Source organism: Pseudocitrobacter vendiensis (genome assembly GCF_943590815.1).
Taxonomy (GTDB): domain Bacteria; phylum Pseudomonadota; class Gammaproteobacteria; order Enterobacterales; family Enterobacteriaceae; genus Pseudocitrobacter; species Pseudocitrobacter vendiensis.
The window spans coordinates 97270-114741 of the sequence record NZ_CALSBS010000011.1 but is presented as its reverse complement, the minus strand read 5'-3'; the positions used below and the strand labels follow the sequence as shown (position 1 = coordinate 114741).

The window sequence follows — 17472 nt, the reverse complement described above, 5'->3', positions numbered from 1 at the left end:
AAACGTCGTGAAGCGACTTGCCATTATCACTCTTTGCCTGCTGCTTCAGGCGTGTTCATCCAGCACAAAAGGTCTGGGAAAATCGTTATGGGATAGCCTGTTCGGCACGCCCGGCGTGCATCTTACAGCGGACGATATCCAGAATATGCCCTACGCCAGCCAGTATATTCAGCTCAATAACGGCCCGCAGATTTTTGTGGCGCTGGCTTATTCGGAAAACGGTCAGCACAAGTGGGTGACGCAGGATCAGGCCACGCTGGTCACGCAGCACGGCCGTATCGTCAAGACGCAACTGGCAGGCGACAACCTGCTGGATGTTAACAATCTCGCCAGCGACCCGTTAGCCAAACCTAATCAGGTGGTGGATGGCGCAAGCTGGACGCGCACGATGGGCTGGACCGAGCACCGTCAGGTGCGTTACGCCACCGCGCAATCCACCTTCCACTGGGGCGATCGCGAAACGCTGACCTTAGCCGGAAGCGAGACGCCGGTCCGCGTGCTGGAAGAAACGGTGACCACCGACCAAACAACCTGGCGCAACCGCTTCTGGATTGATGACGAAGGCCAGATTCGACAATCAGAACAATACCTTGGAGCGGGCTATTTCCCGGTGAAAACGACCCTGATCAAGGCCGCAAAACAATGAAAAAAATCACGCTCATCGCAGGACTTTTCTGCGCCATCTCGGGTGGCGCATTCGCAGCAGGCACCGTGGATGTTCATCGTGAAGGCGAGACAAAAACGCTGACCTTGACCAACGCCGACCGTCTGGCGGATCTCGTTGCACAGCCACGACTCGCCGGAAGCTGGTGGCGCGGTGCGGTGATCGCCGAACAGCAGGCGACCACGATAGCTCAGCAACAGCATCAGGTTTTACTCGCCGCGTTAAGCCGCGCGGCGATGGAGGCGAGCGGAAGTGATGCCGCTGCCATTAATGCCTTACGCCAGCAGCTTCAGGCCATCAACGTCACGGGACGACAGTTTGTCTCGCTGGACCCGGATGACGTTCGCATCGGTGAAGGGAAAAATCCGCCGCTTCAGGGGAAATACAGCCTGTGGGTAGGCAATGAACCCTCGACGATAACGCTTTTCGGTTTGATCAATCGCCCTGGCAAAGTGGCGTTTACGCCCGGTCGCGATGTCGCAGGCTATCTCAAAGATGTTGAACGACTCAGCGGCGGCGAGCGGAGCTACGCGTGGGTGATTTATCCCGATGGCCGCACGCTGAAGGCCCCCATCGCCTACTGGAACCGACGTCATATTGAGCCGATGCCCGGCAGCATCGTGTTTGTTGGCTTTGCCGATTCACTGTGGACGAAGAAATACGATGAACTCAACGTCGCCATTCTTCGCTCCCTGTCGCAGCGGATACCTGATTAATGAAGAAAAAATACCTCTATAGCCTGCTGGCGCTGGGCGTCAGCGCCGCGTGCCATGCCGAAACGTATCCGGCGCCCATTGGCCCTTCGCAGTCTGATTTTGGCGGCGTCGGCCTGCTGCAAACACCTACCGCTCGAATGGCGAGGGAAGGGGAAATCAGCCTTAACTATCGCGATAACGATCAGTACCGCTACTACTCTGCCTCCGTGCAACTGTTCCCGTGGCTGGAAACGACGCTGCGTTATACCGACGTGCGAACCAAACAATACAGCAGCGTCGATGCGTTCTCGGGCGATCAAACCTATAAAGATAAAGCCTTCGACCTGAAACTGCGCCTGTGGGAAGAGAGTTACTGGATGCCGCAGGTTTCCGTCGGCGCGCGCGATATCGGCGGTACCGGGCTGTTTGACTCGGAATATATCGTTGCCAACAAAGCCTGGGGGCCGTTCGACTTCTCCCTCGGAATGGGCTGGGGCTATCTGGGCACCAGCGGCAACGCCACGAACCCGTTCTGCTCTTACAGCGATAAATATTGCCATCGCGACAACAGCTACCGCGAAGCGGGATCGATGGACAGCAGCCAGATGTTCCGCGGCCCGGCGGCGTTTTTTGGCGGGGTAGAATATCAAACACCCTGGCAGCCGCTACGCCTGAAACTGGAGTATGAAGGCAATAACTACCAGCAGGATTTTGCCGGAAAACTGGACCAGAAAAGCAAGTTTAACGTCGGCGCTATTTATCGCGTTGCGGATTGGGCCGACGTTAACCTGAGCTACGAGCGTGGGAATACCGTAATGTTCGGCTTCACCCTGCGCACGAATTTCAACGATCTGCGTCCGTCTTACAACGACAACGCGAGACCTAAATATCGCCCGCAGCCGCAGGATGCGATTCTGCAACATTCGGTGGTAGCGAATCAGCTTACGTTGCTGAAATATAACGCCGGATTTGCCGACCCGAATATTCAAACCAAAGGCGATACGCTCTATGTCACCGGCGAGCAGGTGAAATATCGCGACTCGCGCGAGGGCATCGATCGGGCGAATCGCATCATCATGAACGATCTGCCGGAAGGCATTCGCACCATCCGCATTACCGAAAATCGCCTCAACATGCCGCAGGTGACCACGGAAACTAATGTCGCCAGCCTGCAACGTCATCTGGAAGGCGAGCCGCTCGGCCACGAAACGCCGCTGGACCAAAAGCGCGTCACGCCGATCGTGCCGGAAACCACCGAGCAGGGCTGGTATATCGATAAATCGCGCTTCGATTTCCATATCGACCCGGTGCTGAGCCAATCCGTTGGCGGGCCAGAAAGTTTTTATATGTATCAGTTGGGTGTGATGGGTACGGCGGACTGGTGGGTGACCGACCACCTGCTGACCAGCGGAAGCCTGTTTGCCAACATCGCCAACAACTACGACAAGTTTAACTACACCAACCCGCCGAGTGACTCGAAACTGCCGCGGGTGCGTACTCATGTGCGTGAATACGTTGAGAATAATGTCTATGTGAATAACCTGCAGGCGAACTATTTCCAGTATCTGGGGAATAATTTCTATGGCCAGGTTTATGGCGGCTATCTGGAAACCATGTTCGGCGGGGCAGGCGTCGAGGCGCTTTATCGCCCGGTAGACAGCAACTGGGCGGTGGGTATTGATGCCAACTATGTGAAACAGCGTGACTGGCGCAGCGCGCAGGACATGATGAAATTCACCGACTACAGTGTGAAGACCGGGCATCTCACCGCGTACTGGACGCCGCCGTTTGCCCAGGATGTGCTGGTCAAAGCCAGCGTCGGCCAGTATCTGGCGGGCGATAAGGGCGGCACGCTCGATATCTCTAAACACTTCGACAGCGGCGTGGTGGTCGGTGGCTACGCTACCATCACCAACGTTTCCGGCGATGAGTATGGGGAAGGGGAGTTCACTAAAGGCGTGTATGTCTCTGTGCCGCTGGATCTCTTCTCCGCTGGTGCCACCCGCAGCCGCGCCGCGGTGAACTGGGTGCCGTTGACCCGTGATGGCGGCCAGAAGCTGGGGCGCAAGTTTGACTTGTATGGGATTACCAGTGATAAGAGCATGAATTTCCGGTAATTGTGCGGTCTGTGTGCCGGATGGCGGCGTAAACGCCTTATCCGGCCTACGGGGGATTTGAAGGTGCGATGTAACGTTTTGATGCGGCCTGTGTGCCGGATGGCGGCGTAAACGCCTTATCCGGCCTACGGGGAATTTGAAGGTGCGATGTAACGTTTTGATGCGGTCTGTGTGCCGGATGGCGGCGTAAACGCCTTATCCGGCCTACGGGGGATTTGAAGGTGTTATGCAACGTTTTGACGCGCTCTGTAGGCCGGATAAGGCGTAGCCGCCATCCGGCACTGCTGATGTAAAAAATGTAGATCTGGATCACATTTTTGCGTTATACAGGAGGCTCAGCCTGCACAGGAGAGGCCGCCATGACATCACTCCCCCGTCCACGCGTCGAGTTTATCTCGACGATCTTACAGACTGTCCTCAACCTTGGGCTACTCTGCCTTGGTATGATTCTGGTCATCTTTCTCGGCAAAGAGACGCTGCACTTAGCCGACGTGCTTTTTGCACCTGAGCGCACCAGCAAATACGAGCTGGTGGAAGGGCTGGTGGTTTATTTTCTCTATTTCGAATTTATCGCACTGATCGTGAAGTACTTTCAGTCCGGTTTTCACTTCCCGCTGCGCTACTTCATCTATATCGGGATCACCGCGATTGTGCGCCTGATCATCGTCGATCACACCTCGCCGCTCGACGTGTTGATCTACTCCGGGGCGATCCTGTTGCTGGTGATCACCCTGTGGTTGTGTAACTCCAAACGCCTGAAACGGGAATAAAAAAATGGCGCTCCGAAGAGCGCCAAACAACAGTCACAAGTTAAATCGAGGATTGCAGTGGCTTTTCCCGTTTCCGGGAGGGTAGAACGAGGGTATTAACCTTTCACACCGCCTGCCGTCAGGCCATTAACCAGCCAGCGCTGCGCCAGCAGGAACACGACGGTAATCGGAATGGCAGAGAGCACAGCGGCTGCGGCAAAGTCGCCCCACAGATAGTTTTGTGGGTTGAGATATTGCTGCATACCAACGGCCAGGGTGTAGCTGTCCACATCACGCAGCAGCAGTGACGCTACCGGTACTTCGGTAATCGCGGCGATAAACGACAGGATAAACACCACCGCCAGAATCGGTACGGAAAGCGGCAGCAGCACCAGGCGGAACGCCTGCCACGGGGTTGCGCCATCCAGTGCCGCCGCTTCTTCCAGCGAGCTATCGATAGTTTCGAAGTAGCCTTTAATCGTCCAGACGTGCAGCGCGATACCGCCCAGGTAGGCGAAGATTACGCCGCCGTGCGTGTTCAGGCCGATAAACGGAATGTACTGGCCGAGGCGGTCAAACAACGCATACAACGCCACCAGCGAGAGCACTGCCGGGAACATCTGGAAAATCAGCATCCCTTTCAGCAGGGTCGCTTTCCCCGGGAAACGCATACGGGCAAAGGCGTAAGCACAGGTGGTGGAGAGGGTGACGATGCCAATCGCAGTGATGCCCGCAATTTTCACCGAGTTCCACAACCACAGCAGAACCGGGAAGGGTGGCGGTGTGACGCGGCCATCAGCGTGTTCTACGCTGAAGCCCAACGCCAGCCGCCAGTGCTCCCAGGAAATTTTTTCCGGGATCAGACTGCCGGTCGCGAAGTTACCTTCGCGCAGTGAAATGGCGATAACCATCAGCAGCGGGAACATGATTGCCGCGATGAAGATCAGGAGTAACAGGTGCGTTGTAAACAAGCGCAGTTTCTGAGATTTCGGTTGTACCATAGCCATTGTCGTTATCTCCCTTAATCAAACTTCATACGCGTGGCTTTCAGGTTCACTATCGCCAGCGCACCGACCAACAGGAAGATAAGCGTGGCAATCGCTGCGGCGAGGCCGAAGTCCTGCCCGCCGCCGCCTTCGAAGGCGATACGGTAGGTGTAGCTCACCAGCAGGTCGGTATAACCGGCAGGGGTTGTGGTGCCGAGTCGGTCCGGGCCGCCGTTGGTCAACAGTTGAATCAGAACGAAGTTGTTAAAGTTAAAGGCGAAGCTGGCAATCATCAGCGGCGTCAGCGGCTTAATCAGCAGCGGCAGCGTAATCTTGAAGAAGTTCTGGAACGGGCCTGCGCCATCCATTGCCGAGGCTTCATACAGGTCGTCCGGAATCGCTTTCAGCAGGCCCATGCACAGGATCATCATGTACGGGTAACCGAGCCAGGTGTTGACGATGATAATCATCGAACGCGCGGTGGTTGGGTCGCTGAACCAGGCGGGTTTGATACCGAACAGCGCGCTCAGCATCATGTTGATTTCACCAAAGCTCTGGTTGAACAGCCCTTTGAAAATCAGAATCGAGATAAACGACGGTACGGCGTAGGGCAGAATCAGCAACACGCGGTAAATCGCTTTGCCTTTCAGGGCTTCCCACTGCACCAGGCATGCCAGTACCATGCCGACGGCAACGGTCAGAATGACGGTCAGTACCGAGAAGACAATCGTCCAGATAAAGATGGCGAAGAATGGTTTCTGAATCCCTTCGTCGGTGAAGACGCGAGTGAAGTTATCCCAGCCGATGGTCACGGTATAGCCTGGGCTCAGCTTCTCGCCGGTCAGATTACCGGAGGCATCGACCGCCTGGTAGTAACCTGCATCGTTGTTCGGCAGATATTTCACGCCGGTTTGGTTGTTGGTCAGTTCGTCGTTAGCGCCCAGTGTGTAAAGCGCGCGAGTGCCGGAGAACTGACGTAAAGAACTCATCACGACTTTGCTTTCATCTGGCAGAACGGCGGTTAACTGGTTCAGGGCCTGACGGTTTTGGGTGATCACGCGAAGCGCCGCACGCTCGCCTTCCGGCAGGGCATCCGCTTCCTTAAGCGTAATTTTCTGTTCGCCGCCTAATTTAAAGGCGTCGGAAAGGTAATTCTTGCCACTTTCACCGTCGGTAAGCGCCAGCTGCCAGTCGTCACCCGCCGGGATCAGCGTGAAGTTGTAAGACTTACCTGCCTGATAAGAGCGGTCCATCAGCACCTGCTGCGCACGCTCAAAGGTAAGCTGGTTAGTGCTGCTGTAGTTGGTGAAGGCGATGGCGATGGTGCAAATCAGTGGGAACAGGACAAACAGCCCCATCCCGGCCATACCCGGATAAACATAGCGCCAGGCGTATGCTTTACGATTGGCGAAAATATACAGGCCAGCAGAGCTTAAAATCAGCGTCATGATGGCGAACAGGTACTCCCCTTGTGCGTACATTAAAACTACAAGGTAACCCACCAGCAGGCCCAGCAGACCGATTGCTGACCATTTCAGCGTGTCGCTTTGCCACCAATGTTTCTTTTTAATGACATCCATGGGGATCTTCCTCTACAACGTTGAAACTTCCTGGCTGGAGATGCGCCTGATGCGCTGCGCTTATCAGGCCTACACTGAATCGTAGGCCGGATAAGGCGAAGCCGCATCCGGCACATGCTCTACAGCATTACTTAGTGATACGACCCTGCGCGTCTTTCAGTGCGGCATCGACAGTCTGACGACCGCTTGCGGCGTTGATGACTGCGGTGCGAACGGCATACCAGAATGCAGACATCTGCGGGATGTTCGGCATGATTTCGCCTTTCTGGGCGTTATCCATGGTGGCCGCGATGCGCGGATCTTTCGCCAAATGATCCTGGAATGATTTCAGTGCAACGGCACCCAGCGGTTTGTCCTTGTTGACTTCATCCAGACCCTGGTCGGTCAGCAGATAGTTTTCGAGGAACTCTTTCGCCAGCTCTTTGTTCGGGCTCGCGGCGTTGATACCGGCGCTCAGCACCCCGACAAACGGTTTAGACGGCTTGCCTTTGAAAGTCGGCAGCAGCGTTACGCCGTAGTTCACTTTGCTCTTATCGATGTTAGACCATGCCCACGGGCCGTTGATGGTCATCGCGGTGTCGCCTTTGTTAAAGGCCGCTTCAGCGATGGAGTAATCGGTATCCGCATTCATGTGTTTGTTTTTAATCAGGTCAACCAGGAAGGTCAGACCCGCTTTCGCGCCAGCGCTATCTACGCCCACGTCTTTCACGTCATATTTGCCGTTTTCAAACTTGAACGCATAGCCACCGTCGGCGGCGATCAGCGGCCAGGTGAAGTATGGTTCTTGCAGGTTGAACATCAGCGCGCTCTTACCTTTCGCCTTCAGCTCTTTATCCAGCGCAGGAATTTCTTCCCAGGTTTTCGGCGGGTTCGGGACCAGGTCTTTGTTGTAAATCAGGGAGAGCGCTTCAACCGCAATCGGGTAAGCGATCAGTTTGCCGTTGTAGCGAACGGCGTCCCAGGTGAACGGATAGAGTTTGTCCTGGAAGGCTTTGTCCGGGCTGATTTCAGCCAGCAGACCAGACTGCGCGTAGCCGCCGAAACGGTCATGCGCCCAGAAGATGATGTCCGGGCCGTCACCGGTTGCCGCAACCTGCGGGAATTTCTCTTCCAGCTTATCCGGATGTTCAACGGTGACTTTAATGCCGGTGTCTTTCTCGAATTTCTTACCTACCTCGGCGAGGCCGTTATAGCCTTTATCGCCGTTGATCCAGATAACCAGTTTTCCTTCTTCGATTTTCGCGAGGGCTGAGGCGGAAAACATCATCGTGGTCAGAGCCGACAGCGCGAGGATGCGAGCGCCAGTTTTAATTTTCATATATCCCGTCCTTTTTGGTGATGTACTCGTGGATACACAGAGGTGGTTTTTACGTTGTTGAGTCTCCTTTTTTAGCAACCTCTTTCCATCCTCCCTTCCTCTACGCCCCAGGGGGTGTTTATGTGATCTCTGTTACATAAATCAGAGTTATGAGTCCTGGCGCACATAAAAAACGCCCCGTTTTTGCAGGCCAGCTCACGATTTTCCCTGTAGCCCCTAACCCCCGGTGGCAGAAGGCGTTTTCTCATCCTCCCGCCTCCTCCCCCATAAAAAACAAGGGGGGTGGAGGATTCGCGACAACAAGGGATACCCCATAGTTCAATCCATCTTGAATGTTTCTGTTAGTGACGGGTTGTAACAAGGGAGAAGGCGATGGCAAACGTACAACTGCGAAATGTAACGAAAGCCTGGGGCGACGTGGTGGTATCGAAAGATATCAACCTGGATATCCAGGAAGGGGAGTTCGTGGTGTTTGTTGGGCCGTCGGGCTGTGGCAAATCTACACTGCTTCGCATGATCGCCGGGCTTGAGACGATTACCAGCGGCGACCTCTATATCGGGGAAACCCGGATGAACGAAATCCCGCCTGCGGAACGCGGTGTGGGCATGGTGTTCCAGTCCTATGCGCTTTATCCGCATCTGTCCGTCGCCGAGAACATGTCCTTCGGTCTGAAACTGGCGGGCGCGAAAAAAGAAGTCATTAACCAGCGTGTGAATCAGGTTGCCGAAGTATTACAGCTGGCGCACCTGTTAGAGCGCAAACCAAAAGCACTTTCCGGTGGTCAGCGTCAACGCGTGGCGATTGGCCGTACGCTGGTGGCGGAACCGAACGTGTTCCTGCTCGATGAACCGCTGTCCAACCTGGATGCCGCGCTGCGCGTGCAGATGCGTATTGAAATTTCCCGCCTGCACAAACGTCTGGGCCGCACGATGATTTACGTCACCCACGATCAGGTTGAAGCGATGACGCTCGCCGACAAAATCGTGGTGCTGGATGCAGGCCGCGTCGCGCAGGTCGGCAAGCCGCTTGAACTCTATCACTATCCGGCCGACCGCTTTGTTGCGGGCTTTATCGGCTCGCCGAAAATGAACTTCCTGCCGGTCAAAGTCACCGCTACGGCGATTGACCAGGTGCAGGTTGAGCTGCCAAACCGTCAACAGGTCTGGCTGCCGGTAGAAAGTAACAATGTGCAGGTCGGCGCCAACATGTCACTGGGTATTCGCCCTGAACATCTGCTGCCCAGCGACATCGCGGATGTCACCCTCGAAGGCGAAGTCCACGTTGTGGAACAGCTTGGTCACGAAACGCAAATTCATATCCAGATCCCCGCCATCCATCAGAACCTGGTCTATCGCCAGAATGATGTGGTGTTAGTAGAAGAGGGAGCCACATTCGCTATTGGCTTGCCACCAGAGCGTTGCCACCTGTTCCGTGAGGATGGCACCGCATGTCGTCGGTTGCATAAAGAGCCCGGCGTTTGATTCCCATAACAAAGGCACAAAACCCGGCTACAAGGGTTCGTGTTTCAAAGAAAAGCAATGATCTCAGGAGATAGAATGATGATTACTCTGCGCAAACTTCCACTGGCAGTCGCCGTTGCGGCAGGCGTTATGTCTGCTCAGGCACTGGCAGTTGATTTCCACGGCTACGCGCGTTCCGGTATTGGCTGGACTGGCAGCGGCGGTGAACAACAGTGTTTCCAGGCAACAGGTGCACAAAGTAAGTACCGTCTCGGTAACGAATGTGAAACCTATGCGGAACTGAAGCTGGGCCAGGAAGTCTGGAAAGAAGGTGATAAGAGTTTCTACTTTGACACCAACGTGGCGTACTCCGTTGCTCAACAGAATGACTGGGAAGGTACTGACCCGGCATTCCGTGAAGCCAACGTGCAGGGTAAAAACCTGATTGAATGGCTGCCAGGTTCCACCATCTGGGCCGGTAAGCGCTTCTATCAGCGTCATGATGTGCACATGATCGACTTCTACTACTGGGATATTTCTGGTCCTGGTGCCGGTATCGAAAACATCGATCTGGGCTTCGGTAAACTGTCTTTGGCAGCCACCCGTTCTCAGGAAGCTGGCGGTTCTTACATTTTCTCCAGTAATGATATCTACCGTGATTATAAAGACACTGCCAACGACGTCTTCGACGTACGTTTAGCAGGTCTGGAAACCAACCCGGACGGCGTGCTGGAACTGGGTGTTGACTATGGTCGTGCGAACAAAACTGACGGCTACAGCTTTGCTGATGGCGCAACCAAAGACGGTTGGATGTTCACTGCCGAACATACCCAGAGCATGCTGAAAGGCTACAACAAATTTGTTGTCCAGTACGCAACTGATGCAATGACAACTCAGGGCAAAGGTATTCCACAGGGGTCCTTCACTGGCAATAACTACGATCCTGATGCAGAAATCGGGATTGTTGACAACGAAATCAATAACAACGGCTCTCTGGTTCGTATCCTCGACCACGGTGCAATCTCCCTGGGCGAGCGTTGGGACCTGATGTATGTGGGTATGTATCAGGATATCGACCGTGACGATAACAACGGTACGACGTGGTACACCGTGGGTGTGCGTCCGATGTTCAAATGGACACCGATCATGAGCACACTAATGGAAGTCGGCTACGACAACGTTAAATCTCAGCAGACTGGCGATCGCAACAGCCAGTACAAAATTACCCTGGCGCAACAGTGGCAGGCAGGCGACAGCATCTGGTCTCGTCCGGCTATCCGTGTCTTCGCAACCTATGCGAAGTGGGATGAAAAATGGGGCTACAACAACGGTATCGCGACCAAAGACACCAGTGCTAAAACCTATAGCCGTGGCGACAACGATGAGTGGTCCTTCGGCGCACAGATGGAAATCTGGTGGTAATCGTCGTTTAACTCGATGTAATGCCTGAAAAGAGGGGCGCAAGCCCCTCTCTCTTTATGCGCAGCGCGCTATTGCCTGGCGAGCGCTGAGCTTTGTATCTGAGGTAATAACAATGAAAATGAAGAAAAGTCTCGTCGCCCTCGGCCTCTGCGCAGGTCTTATGGCAAGCGTACCGGCAGTCACCTTTGCCGATGTAAACTACGTGCCGCAGAACACCTCTGCCGCGCCAACTATTCCGACCGCTGCGTTACAGCAACTGACCTGGACGCCGGTGGATCAATCTAAAGTCCAGACCACAACGCTCTCCACAGGCGGTCAGAGCCTGAATGTGCCTGGTATCAGCGGCCCGGTTGCGGCCTACAGTGTGCCGGCCAACATTGGTGAACTCACGCTCACGCTGAGCAGTGAAGTCAATAAACAAACCAGCGTCTTTGCACCGAACGTTCTGATTCTGGACCAGAACATGACGCCATCAGCGTTCTTCCCGTCAAGCTACTTCACCTATCAGGAACCGGGCGTCATGAGCGCTGACCGTCTTGAAGGTGAAATGCGTCTGACGCCTGCGCTGGGCCAACAGAAACTGTATGTGCTGGTGTTCACCACCGAGCAGGATCTGCAAAAAACCACCCAATTACTGGATCCGGCGAAGTCCTACGCCAAAGGCGTCGGTAACGCGATTCCTGATATCCCGGACCCGATTGCGCGTCATATCACCGATGGCACGTTGAAGCTGAAAGTGAAAACCAATAGTACCTCCAGCGTTCTGGTTGGCCCACTGTTTGGCTCTTCCGGCCCGGCACCTGTCACGGTGGGTAACACCGCTGCACCGACTTACGCCGCACCTGCCGCCGTAGCCGCCGCACCTGCGCCAGCACCGGCGAAGAAAAGTGAACCGATGCTGAACGATACCGAATCGTACTTCAACAAAGCCATAAAGCAGGCGGTTGCGAGTGGTGATGTGGATAAAGCGTTGAAACTGCTGGATGAAGCTGAGCGCCTCGGTTCTACCTCTGCGAGATCCACCTTTATCAGCGCTGTAAAAGGCAAGGGGTAATGACATCCCCACAGTGCTGATGTTTAGGCTATGCCTTTCGGTGCGCCCCTCGGGGCGCACTTTTTTTCTGTTGTGCGCCATGCTGTTGCATAACTGTTGCGTCAATGATCGTATTTAGCCATTACTGCACTCCCGCCCGCCCCATTCTGCGATACAATAGCCGCACATTATGTACTGGAGAGTCAGGCATGACGCATCCCGCACTGACGCAACTGCGTGCGCTAAACTATTTTGACGCAATCCCCTCGCTCGACGCTGAACAACTCGACTGGCTGTTGCTGGAAGATTCCATGACCAAACGCTTTGAACAATATGGTGTGGTCAGCGTCACACTGATTGACGAAGGGTTTGTCACCCGCGATGCTATAGCGGAAGAGTTACCCTTGTTGCCCGACGAGCAACGCTACTGGCTACGAGAAATATTGCTGTGTGTGGACGGCGTGCCCTGGCTTGCCGGGCGCACAGTAGTGCCGGAATCGACTTTAAGTGGCCCGGAACTGGCGCTGCAACAGCTTGGCAAGACGCCGCTGGGTCGTTACCTGTTTACGTCTTCCATGCTCACGCGTGATTTTATTGAGATAGGTTGCCATGCAGCTCTCTGGGGGCGTCGTTCCCGCCTCCGGTTGAGTGGGAAACCGCTGCTCCTGACCGAGCTGTTTCTGCCTGCATCGCCGTTGTACTAAGAGGAAGAGAAAATGGAGAGGAGTCTGACGCAGAATAAGCTGCTGGCCTTTCATCGCCTGATGCGTACCGACAAGCCGATTGGTGCGCTGTTGCTACTGTGGCCGACCTTGTGGGCGTTATGGGTTGCCGCGCCCGGCGTACCGCCGTTATGGATTCTGGCGGTATTTGTCGCGGGTGTCTGGCTTATGCGCGCCGCCGGTTGCGTGGTGAATGACTATGCTGACCGTAAATTTGATGGTCATGTAAAACGCACCGCCAACCGTCCGTTACCGAGTGGTGCGGTGACGGAAAAAGAAGCGCGAACCCTGTTTGCCGTGCTGGTGCTGCTGTCGTTCCTGCTGGTGCTGACGCTCAATACCATGACCATTCTGCTCTCCGTTGCCGGGCTGGCGCTGGCGTGGGTCTATCCGTTTATGAAGCGCTATACCCATTTGCCGCAGGTGGTATTGGGCGCGGCATTCGGCTGGTCGATCCCCATGGCGTTTGCCGCCGTCAGTGAATCGCTGCCGCTGAGCTGCTGGTTGATGCTGCTGGCGAATATTCTGTGGGCGGTGGCGTACGATACGCAGTATGCGATGGTTGACCGCGACGATGACGTGAAAATTGGCGTGAAATCAACAGCAATTCTGTTTGGTCAATACGATCGCTTAATCATCGGTATTTTGCAGGTGGGCGTGCTGGTATTGATGGCGGCGATTGGTTACCTGAACGGGCTTAACTGGGAATTCTACTGGTCAATCTTCATTGCGGGCGCGCTGTTCGCGTACCAGCAAAAGCTGATTCAACACCGTGAACGCGCGGCCTGTTTCCAGGCGTTTATGAACAATAACTACGTTGGGCTGGTGTTGTTTATCGGTCTGGCGATGAGTTACTGGCACTTCTAAAAAGGAAAAAAGCCGGATTTTATCCGGCTTTTTTTATGGCGGGGGCGCTGCGCTTGCCCGCCCTACAAGTTCCGAACCCGTAGGCCTGATAAGCGAAGCGCATCAGGCATCTGGCGAGTGCGCTGCGCTTGCCCGCCCGACAAGCTCCGGTCCCGTAGGCCTGATAAGCGAAGCGCCATCAGGCGTCTTTCGGCGCCGGTTCTTCGTCCTGCGTCACACTCTCAATCGTCAAACGCACGTCCGGGGTGATGAGGTTCGCCATCATCTGGTACACCTTCATCGTCTCTTCCGGCTCGGCGTCACCGCTGTCGCTGATATAACCTTCATCACGCAGCGTCAGCACTAGCGAGGAGAACACCGCCTTGTCAAAGAACTCCGGCGAGTTAATGCCGTGCAGCACCGACAAACGTTGTGCCACGGTACGGCTCTCTTTCTCCAGCGTACTACGGTTCATCGATGGGTTGGCGCTCAGCAGCCAGAACGTAATGGCATAACGTTGCAGCGTTTCACGCGCGCCTGCGGCCAGCAGTTGCAGGGTGCGGGAATGCGACGGATTGATGTGCAGTTCATCGCCCTGACGGGTGATCAGCGCCTGGCGTTCCATCTCATCAACCAGGGTATCAATCACCGACGCCAGCTCTGATTTTTCCCAGCGCAGGAACAGCTCAGCTTTCAGCATCGGATAGATCACTTCAACCATGTTCTGCACATCCGCGCGAGAAACAAGGCGATGCTGGGTCATGATGGTCGCCAGCAGCGACGGCATGATCAGCATATGGGCGATGTTGTTGCGGTAGTAAGTCATCAGCACCGCCTGCTCGCGCGGCAGAATGATGATATCGCCGATGGTGTCTTTCTCGACTTCGAACTTGTTCATCTGCAGCGCGTGGTCGATAAGCTCACTGGCCGTCACGTTTGGCGTGGTGGCATCCGGCGAATACGGCGCATTGCGCAGCAGCGACAGATAACAGTCCAGCTGTTGAGTTAACTGCTCGCGGGTCAGAGAACGCTGACGAGATGCCAGCAGCGCGGTACAGCACAGGTTCATGGCGTTTGCCGCACCAGCGTTGTTAATGCGCACCATCAGTTCGGCGGCGATACCATTTACCGTAGGTGTCAGCCAGGCCGGACGAATGGCTTCGATAGGATCGATAGACTCACGCCACTCCGGTACGTGATGGTTCAGGTAGTTCATCAGCGGAATCGGCTCGCCGAAGTTCACATAGCCCTGGCCCAGGTTGCGCAGCTTGCTCAGGCCTTTGAGCATCTGCGGCAGGCTCTCTTTCTCTTTGGTCGCGCCACGCAGCTCTTTTGCGTACGTACCCACTTCCATCACGTGCTCGTAACCGATGTAAATCGGCACCAGTGTGATAGGACGCGTACCGCCGCGCAGCATCGCCTGAATGGTCATCGACAGGGTGCCGGTTTTCGGGTCCAGCAGGCGGCCAGTACGGGAACGTCCACCTTCCACAAAGTATTCAACGGAATAACCACGGCTGAACAGCTCGCCGAGATATTCGCGGAAGACGGTGGAGTAGAGTTTGTTGCCCTTAAAGGTACGGCGAATAAAGAACGCGCCCAGGCGACGGAAAATCGGGCCAGCGGGCCAGAAGTTCAGGTTGATACCGGCAGCAATGTGCGGCGGCACCAGCCCCTGGTGATAGAGCACGTAGGAGAGCAGCAGGTAGTCCATATGGCTACGGTGACACGGCACATACACAATCTCGTGGCCGTCATGTGCCAGCTGGCGAACGCGCTCGGCGTTGTGCACGTTGATACCCTGATAGAGACGGTTCCAGGTGAAGCCCAGAATACGGTCCGTCAGTCGAATCATCTCGTAGGAGAAGTTGGCGGCAATCTCTTCCATCAGCGCGATGGCGTTTTGCTGCGCTTTCTCATGAGAGATTTTTTTGCTGCGTGCTTCATCTTCAACGGCTTTGGCAATCGCACGCGAGGCGAGCAGCTTGTTGAAGAGATCCTGACGCGCTGGCAGGCGAGGGCCTACCGCGGCCAGACGCTGGCGAGCGAAGTGCATACGCGCCACGCGCGCCAGTTTTTGCGCGATAATTTTATCGGTACCGTGTTCATCGGCCATGCGGCGCAGAGAGACAGACGGTGAGAAACGCACAAAGCTGTCGCGGCCAAGCCAGGAGACGGCGAAGAATTTCTGAATGCCGTTCAGCATGCGCAGTGGAGGGTTCACCTCGCCTTTTTCACGCCCCGGACGACGACCAAACATCACCGATACCGGTACCATCTGCACGTCCAGATTCGGATTGCTGCGGTGCAGATCGAGATAGTCGTGGAACAGCTTGATAGACTCTTCTTTCGGCGTGTAATAGGTAAACACGCGCGGGCCGCCATGGATAAACACATAGCGGGGCAGCAGGGTGCCGTCGATCTCCAGTGGCTCAAGCGGGTCTGGGAGATCGTGCGCCAGGCACTGGGCGCGCAAGGTCAGTAAGTCGGCCTTAGAGTTATAAGGCAGGACGTACATGATTGGGCGCGAGGTATCGAGCCCCAATTCCTGGGCAGGCTCTGCCGGAATAGACTTGCTTTTTACCAGTATGCTTAATGGTAAATTCAGTAATTTGTAGTAAATTCGTGGCCAACCGGACATAAACGATGTAAAGCCTCTGGTTAATCATGCAAATGCGCGGCAAGAATATCAGAAAGTCAGCAGGATTTCTGTTCTACCGCCGATAACAGCTACTGTCATTGATGCGTATAACATTAAAAGGTTCTATTTGATGGCCAATAATACCACTGGACTCACCCGAATTATCAAAGCGACTGGTTATTCCTGGAAAGGTTTTCGCGCGGCGTGGATAAACGAAGCCGCGTTCCGCCAGGAAGGGGTCGCCTCGGTTGTGGCCATTATCATCGCTTGCTGGCTGGACGTTGACGCCATTACCCGCGTCCTGCTGATTAGCTCCGTCCTTCTGGTGATGATAGTGGAAATTCTCAATAGTGCGCTGGAAGCCGTGGTTGACCGTATTGGTTCGGAGTATCACGAACTCTCGGGGCGCGCGAAAGACATGGGGTCCGCGGCGGTATTGCTGGCGATTTTCGTTGCGGTGATGACCTGGGCCGTTCTGTTGTGGTCACATTTCCATTAAGGCTCGCAGAATCTACGAAAACTCCTGAATTTTGTGTGTTTTGCGGTTCCAAAATAGCCATTGACTGTATATACTCACAGCATAACTGTATATACACCCAGGGGGCGGAATGAAAGCGTTAACGACCAGGCAGCAAGAGGTGTTTGATCTCATTCGAGATCATATCGGCCAAACGGGCATGCCGCCGACACGTGCGGAAATTGCTCAGCGCCTGGGGTTCCGTTCCCCGAATGCGGCGGAAGAGCATCTGAAAGCACTGGCGCGTAAAGGCGTCATTGAAATTGTTTCGGGTGCCTCGCGTGGCATTCGTCTGCTGGTTGAAGAAGAAACCGGCCTCCCTCTGATTGGCCGCGTCGCTGCAGGTGAACCGCTGCTGGCACAACAGCACATTGAAGGTCACTATCAGGTCGATCCTTCACTGTTCAAACCAAACGCTGACTTCCTGCTGCGGGTTAGCGGCATGTCGATGAAAGATATCGGTATTATGGACGGTGACTTGCTCGCGGTGCACAAAACCCAGGACGTGCGTAACGGCCAGGTGGTTGTCGCGCGTATCGACGAAGAAGTGACGGTAAAACGCCTGAAAAAACAGGGCAACGTCGTCGAACTGTTACCGGAAAACAGCGAGTTTTCCCCGATTGTCGTCGATCTTCGCCATCAGAACTTCTCTATTGAAGGGCTGGCCGTTGGCGTGATCCGCAACGGCGAATGGCTGTAATCCTCTCCCAATAACAACGGC

The 17472-nt window shown here is 55.0% G+C and carries 15 protein-coding genes; 11 read left to right on the top strand and 4 right to left on the bottom strand.

Features of this window, described 5'->3' with window-relative positions:
- Positions 1-7 precede the first annotated feature (7 nt).
- The 4 genes from NMC31_RS13490 to psiE all read left to right on the top strand — a co-directional run bounded on the left by NMC31_RS13490 (position 8) and on the right by psiE (position 4246).
- Positions 8-646, top strand: a complete 639-nt coding sequence (locus NMC31_RS13490; RefSeq protein WP_253898242.1) for a YjbF family lipoprotein — start codon at positions 8-10, stop codon at positions 644-646.
- The gene (locus tag NMC31_RS13485; RefSeq protein ID WP_253898241.1) at positions 643-1380 is read left to right on the top strand and encodes a capsule biosynthesis GfcC family protein; all 738 of its coding nucleotides are present in this window, start codon (positions 643-645) and stop codon (positions 1378-1380) included. Before NMC31_RS13490 ends, NMC31_RS13485 begins: the two co-directional genes overlap by 4 nt.
- Complete coding sequence (locus tag NMC31_RS13480; protein ID WP_253898240.1) at positions 1380-3476, top strand: YjbH domain-containing protein; 2097 nt, start codon at positions 1380-1382, stop codon at positions 3474-3476. Before NMC31_RS13485 ends, NMC31_RS13480 begins: the two co-directional genes overlap by 1 nt.
- Before the next feature lie 359 nt (positions 3477-3835).
- On the top strand, positions 3836-4246 hold the full coding sequence (gene psiE / locus NMC31_RS13475; protein WP_015966341.1) for a phosphate-starvation-inducible protein PsiE: 411 nt from the start codon (positions 3836-3838) through the stop codon (positions 4244-4246).
- Positions 4247-4341: 95 nt separating this feature from the next.
- Here the strand turns inward: psiE and malG are convergent, their stop codons facing one another.
- The 3 genes from malG to malE form a co-directional block, all read right to left on the bottom strand.
- Positions 4342-5232 (bottom strand): maltose ABC transporter permease MalG, encoded by an 891-nt coding sequence (malG, locus tag NMC31_RS13470; protein WP_108475999.1) that lies wholly within the window; start codon positions 5230-5232, stop codon positions 4342-4344.
- A 14-nt stretch (positions 5233-5246) separates the two neighbouring features.
- The gene (gene malF / locus NMC31_RS13465; RefSeq protein WP_253898239.1) at positions 5247-6791 is read right to left on the bottom strand and encodes a maltose ABC transporter permease MalF; all 1545 of its coding nucleotides are present in this window, start codon (positions 6789-6791) and stop codon (positions 5247-5249) included.
- A 127-nt stretch (positions 6792-6918) separates the two neighbouring features.
- Positions 6919-8109: a maltose/maltodextrin ABC transporter substrate-binding protein MalE gene (gene malE, locus NMC31_RS13460; protein ID WP_253898238.1), complete on the bottom strand. Its 1191-nt coding sequence runs from the start codon at positions 8107-8109 to the stop codon at positions 6919-6921.
- Between the two features lie 372 nt (positions 8110-8481).
- On the opposite strand from malE, the gene malK reads away from it, so the two are divergent.
- The 5 genes from malK to ubiA all read left to right on the top strand — a co-directional run bounded on the left by malK (position 8482) and on the right by ubiA (position 13614).
- Positions 8482-9591, top strand: coding sequence for a maltose/maltodextrin ABC transporter ATP-binding protein MalK (gene malK, locus NMC31_RS13455; RefSeq protein WP_015966337.1), 1110 nt, complete (start codon positions 8482-8484; stop codon positions 9589-9591).
- A gap of 75 nt (positions 9592-9666) precedes the next feature.
- Positions 9667-10992, top strand: coding sequence for a maltoporin (locus tag NMC31_RS13450; protein WP_253898237.1), 1326 nt, complete (start codon positions 9667-9669; stop codon positions 10990-10992).
- A 112-nt stretch (positions 10993-11104) separates the two neighbouring features.
- Positions 11105-12046: a maltose operon protein MalM gene (malM, locus tag NMC31_RS13445; protein WP_253898236.1), complete on the top strand. Its 942-nt coding sequence runs from the start codon at positions 11105-11107 to the stop codon at positions 12044-12046.
- Positions 12047-12234: 188 nt separating this feature from the next.
- On the top strand, positions 12235-12729 hold the full coding sequence (ubiC, locus tag NMC31_RS13440) for a chorismate lyase (RefSeq protein ID WP_253898235.1): 495 nt from the start codon (positions 12235-12237) through the stop codon (positions 12727-12729).
- 12 nt (positions 12730-12741) lie between these two features.
- Positions 12742-13614: a 4-hydroxybenzoate octaprenyltransferase gene (gene ubiA, locus NMC31_RS13435; protein WP_149461775.1), complete on the top strand. Its 873-nt coding sequence runs from the start codon at positions 12742-12744 to the stop codon at positions 13612-13614.
- A 178-nt stretch (positions 13615-13792) separates the two neighbouring features.
- On the opposite strand, the gene plsB is transcribed toward ubiA, so the two are convergent.
- Positions 13793-16234, bottom strand: a complete 2442-nt coding sequence (plsB, locus tag NMC31_RS13430; RefSeq protein ID WP_253898234.1) for a glycerol-3-phosphate 1-O-acyltransferase PlsB — start codon at positions 16232-16234, stop codon at positions 13793-13795.
- A gap of 130 nt (positions 16235-16364) precedes the next feature.
- On the opposite strand from plsB, the gene NMC31_RS13425 reads away from it, so the two are divergent.
- Together NMC31_RS13425 and lexA are read left to right on the top strand one after the other, a co-directional pair.
- The gene (locus tag NMC31_RS13425; protein ID WP_253898233.1) at positions 16365-16733 is read left to right on the top strand and encodes a diacylglycerol kinase; all 369 of its coding nucleotides are present in this window, start codon (positions 16365-16367) and stop codon (positions 16731-16733) included.
- 109 nt (positions 16734-16842) lie between these two features.
- A complete protein-coding gene (gene lexA / locus NMC31_RS13420; RefSeq protein ID WP_253898232.1) occupies positions 16843-17451 on the top strand; it encodes a transcriptional repressor LexA in 609 nt (202 codons plus the stop codon).
- Positions 17452-17472 lie beyond the last annotated feature (21 nt).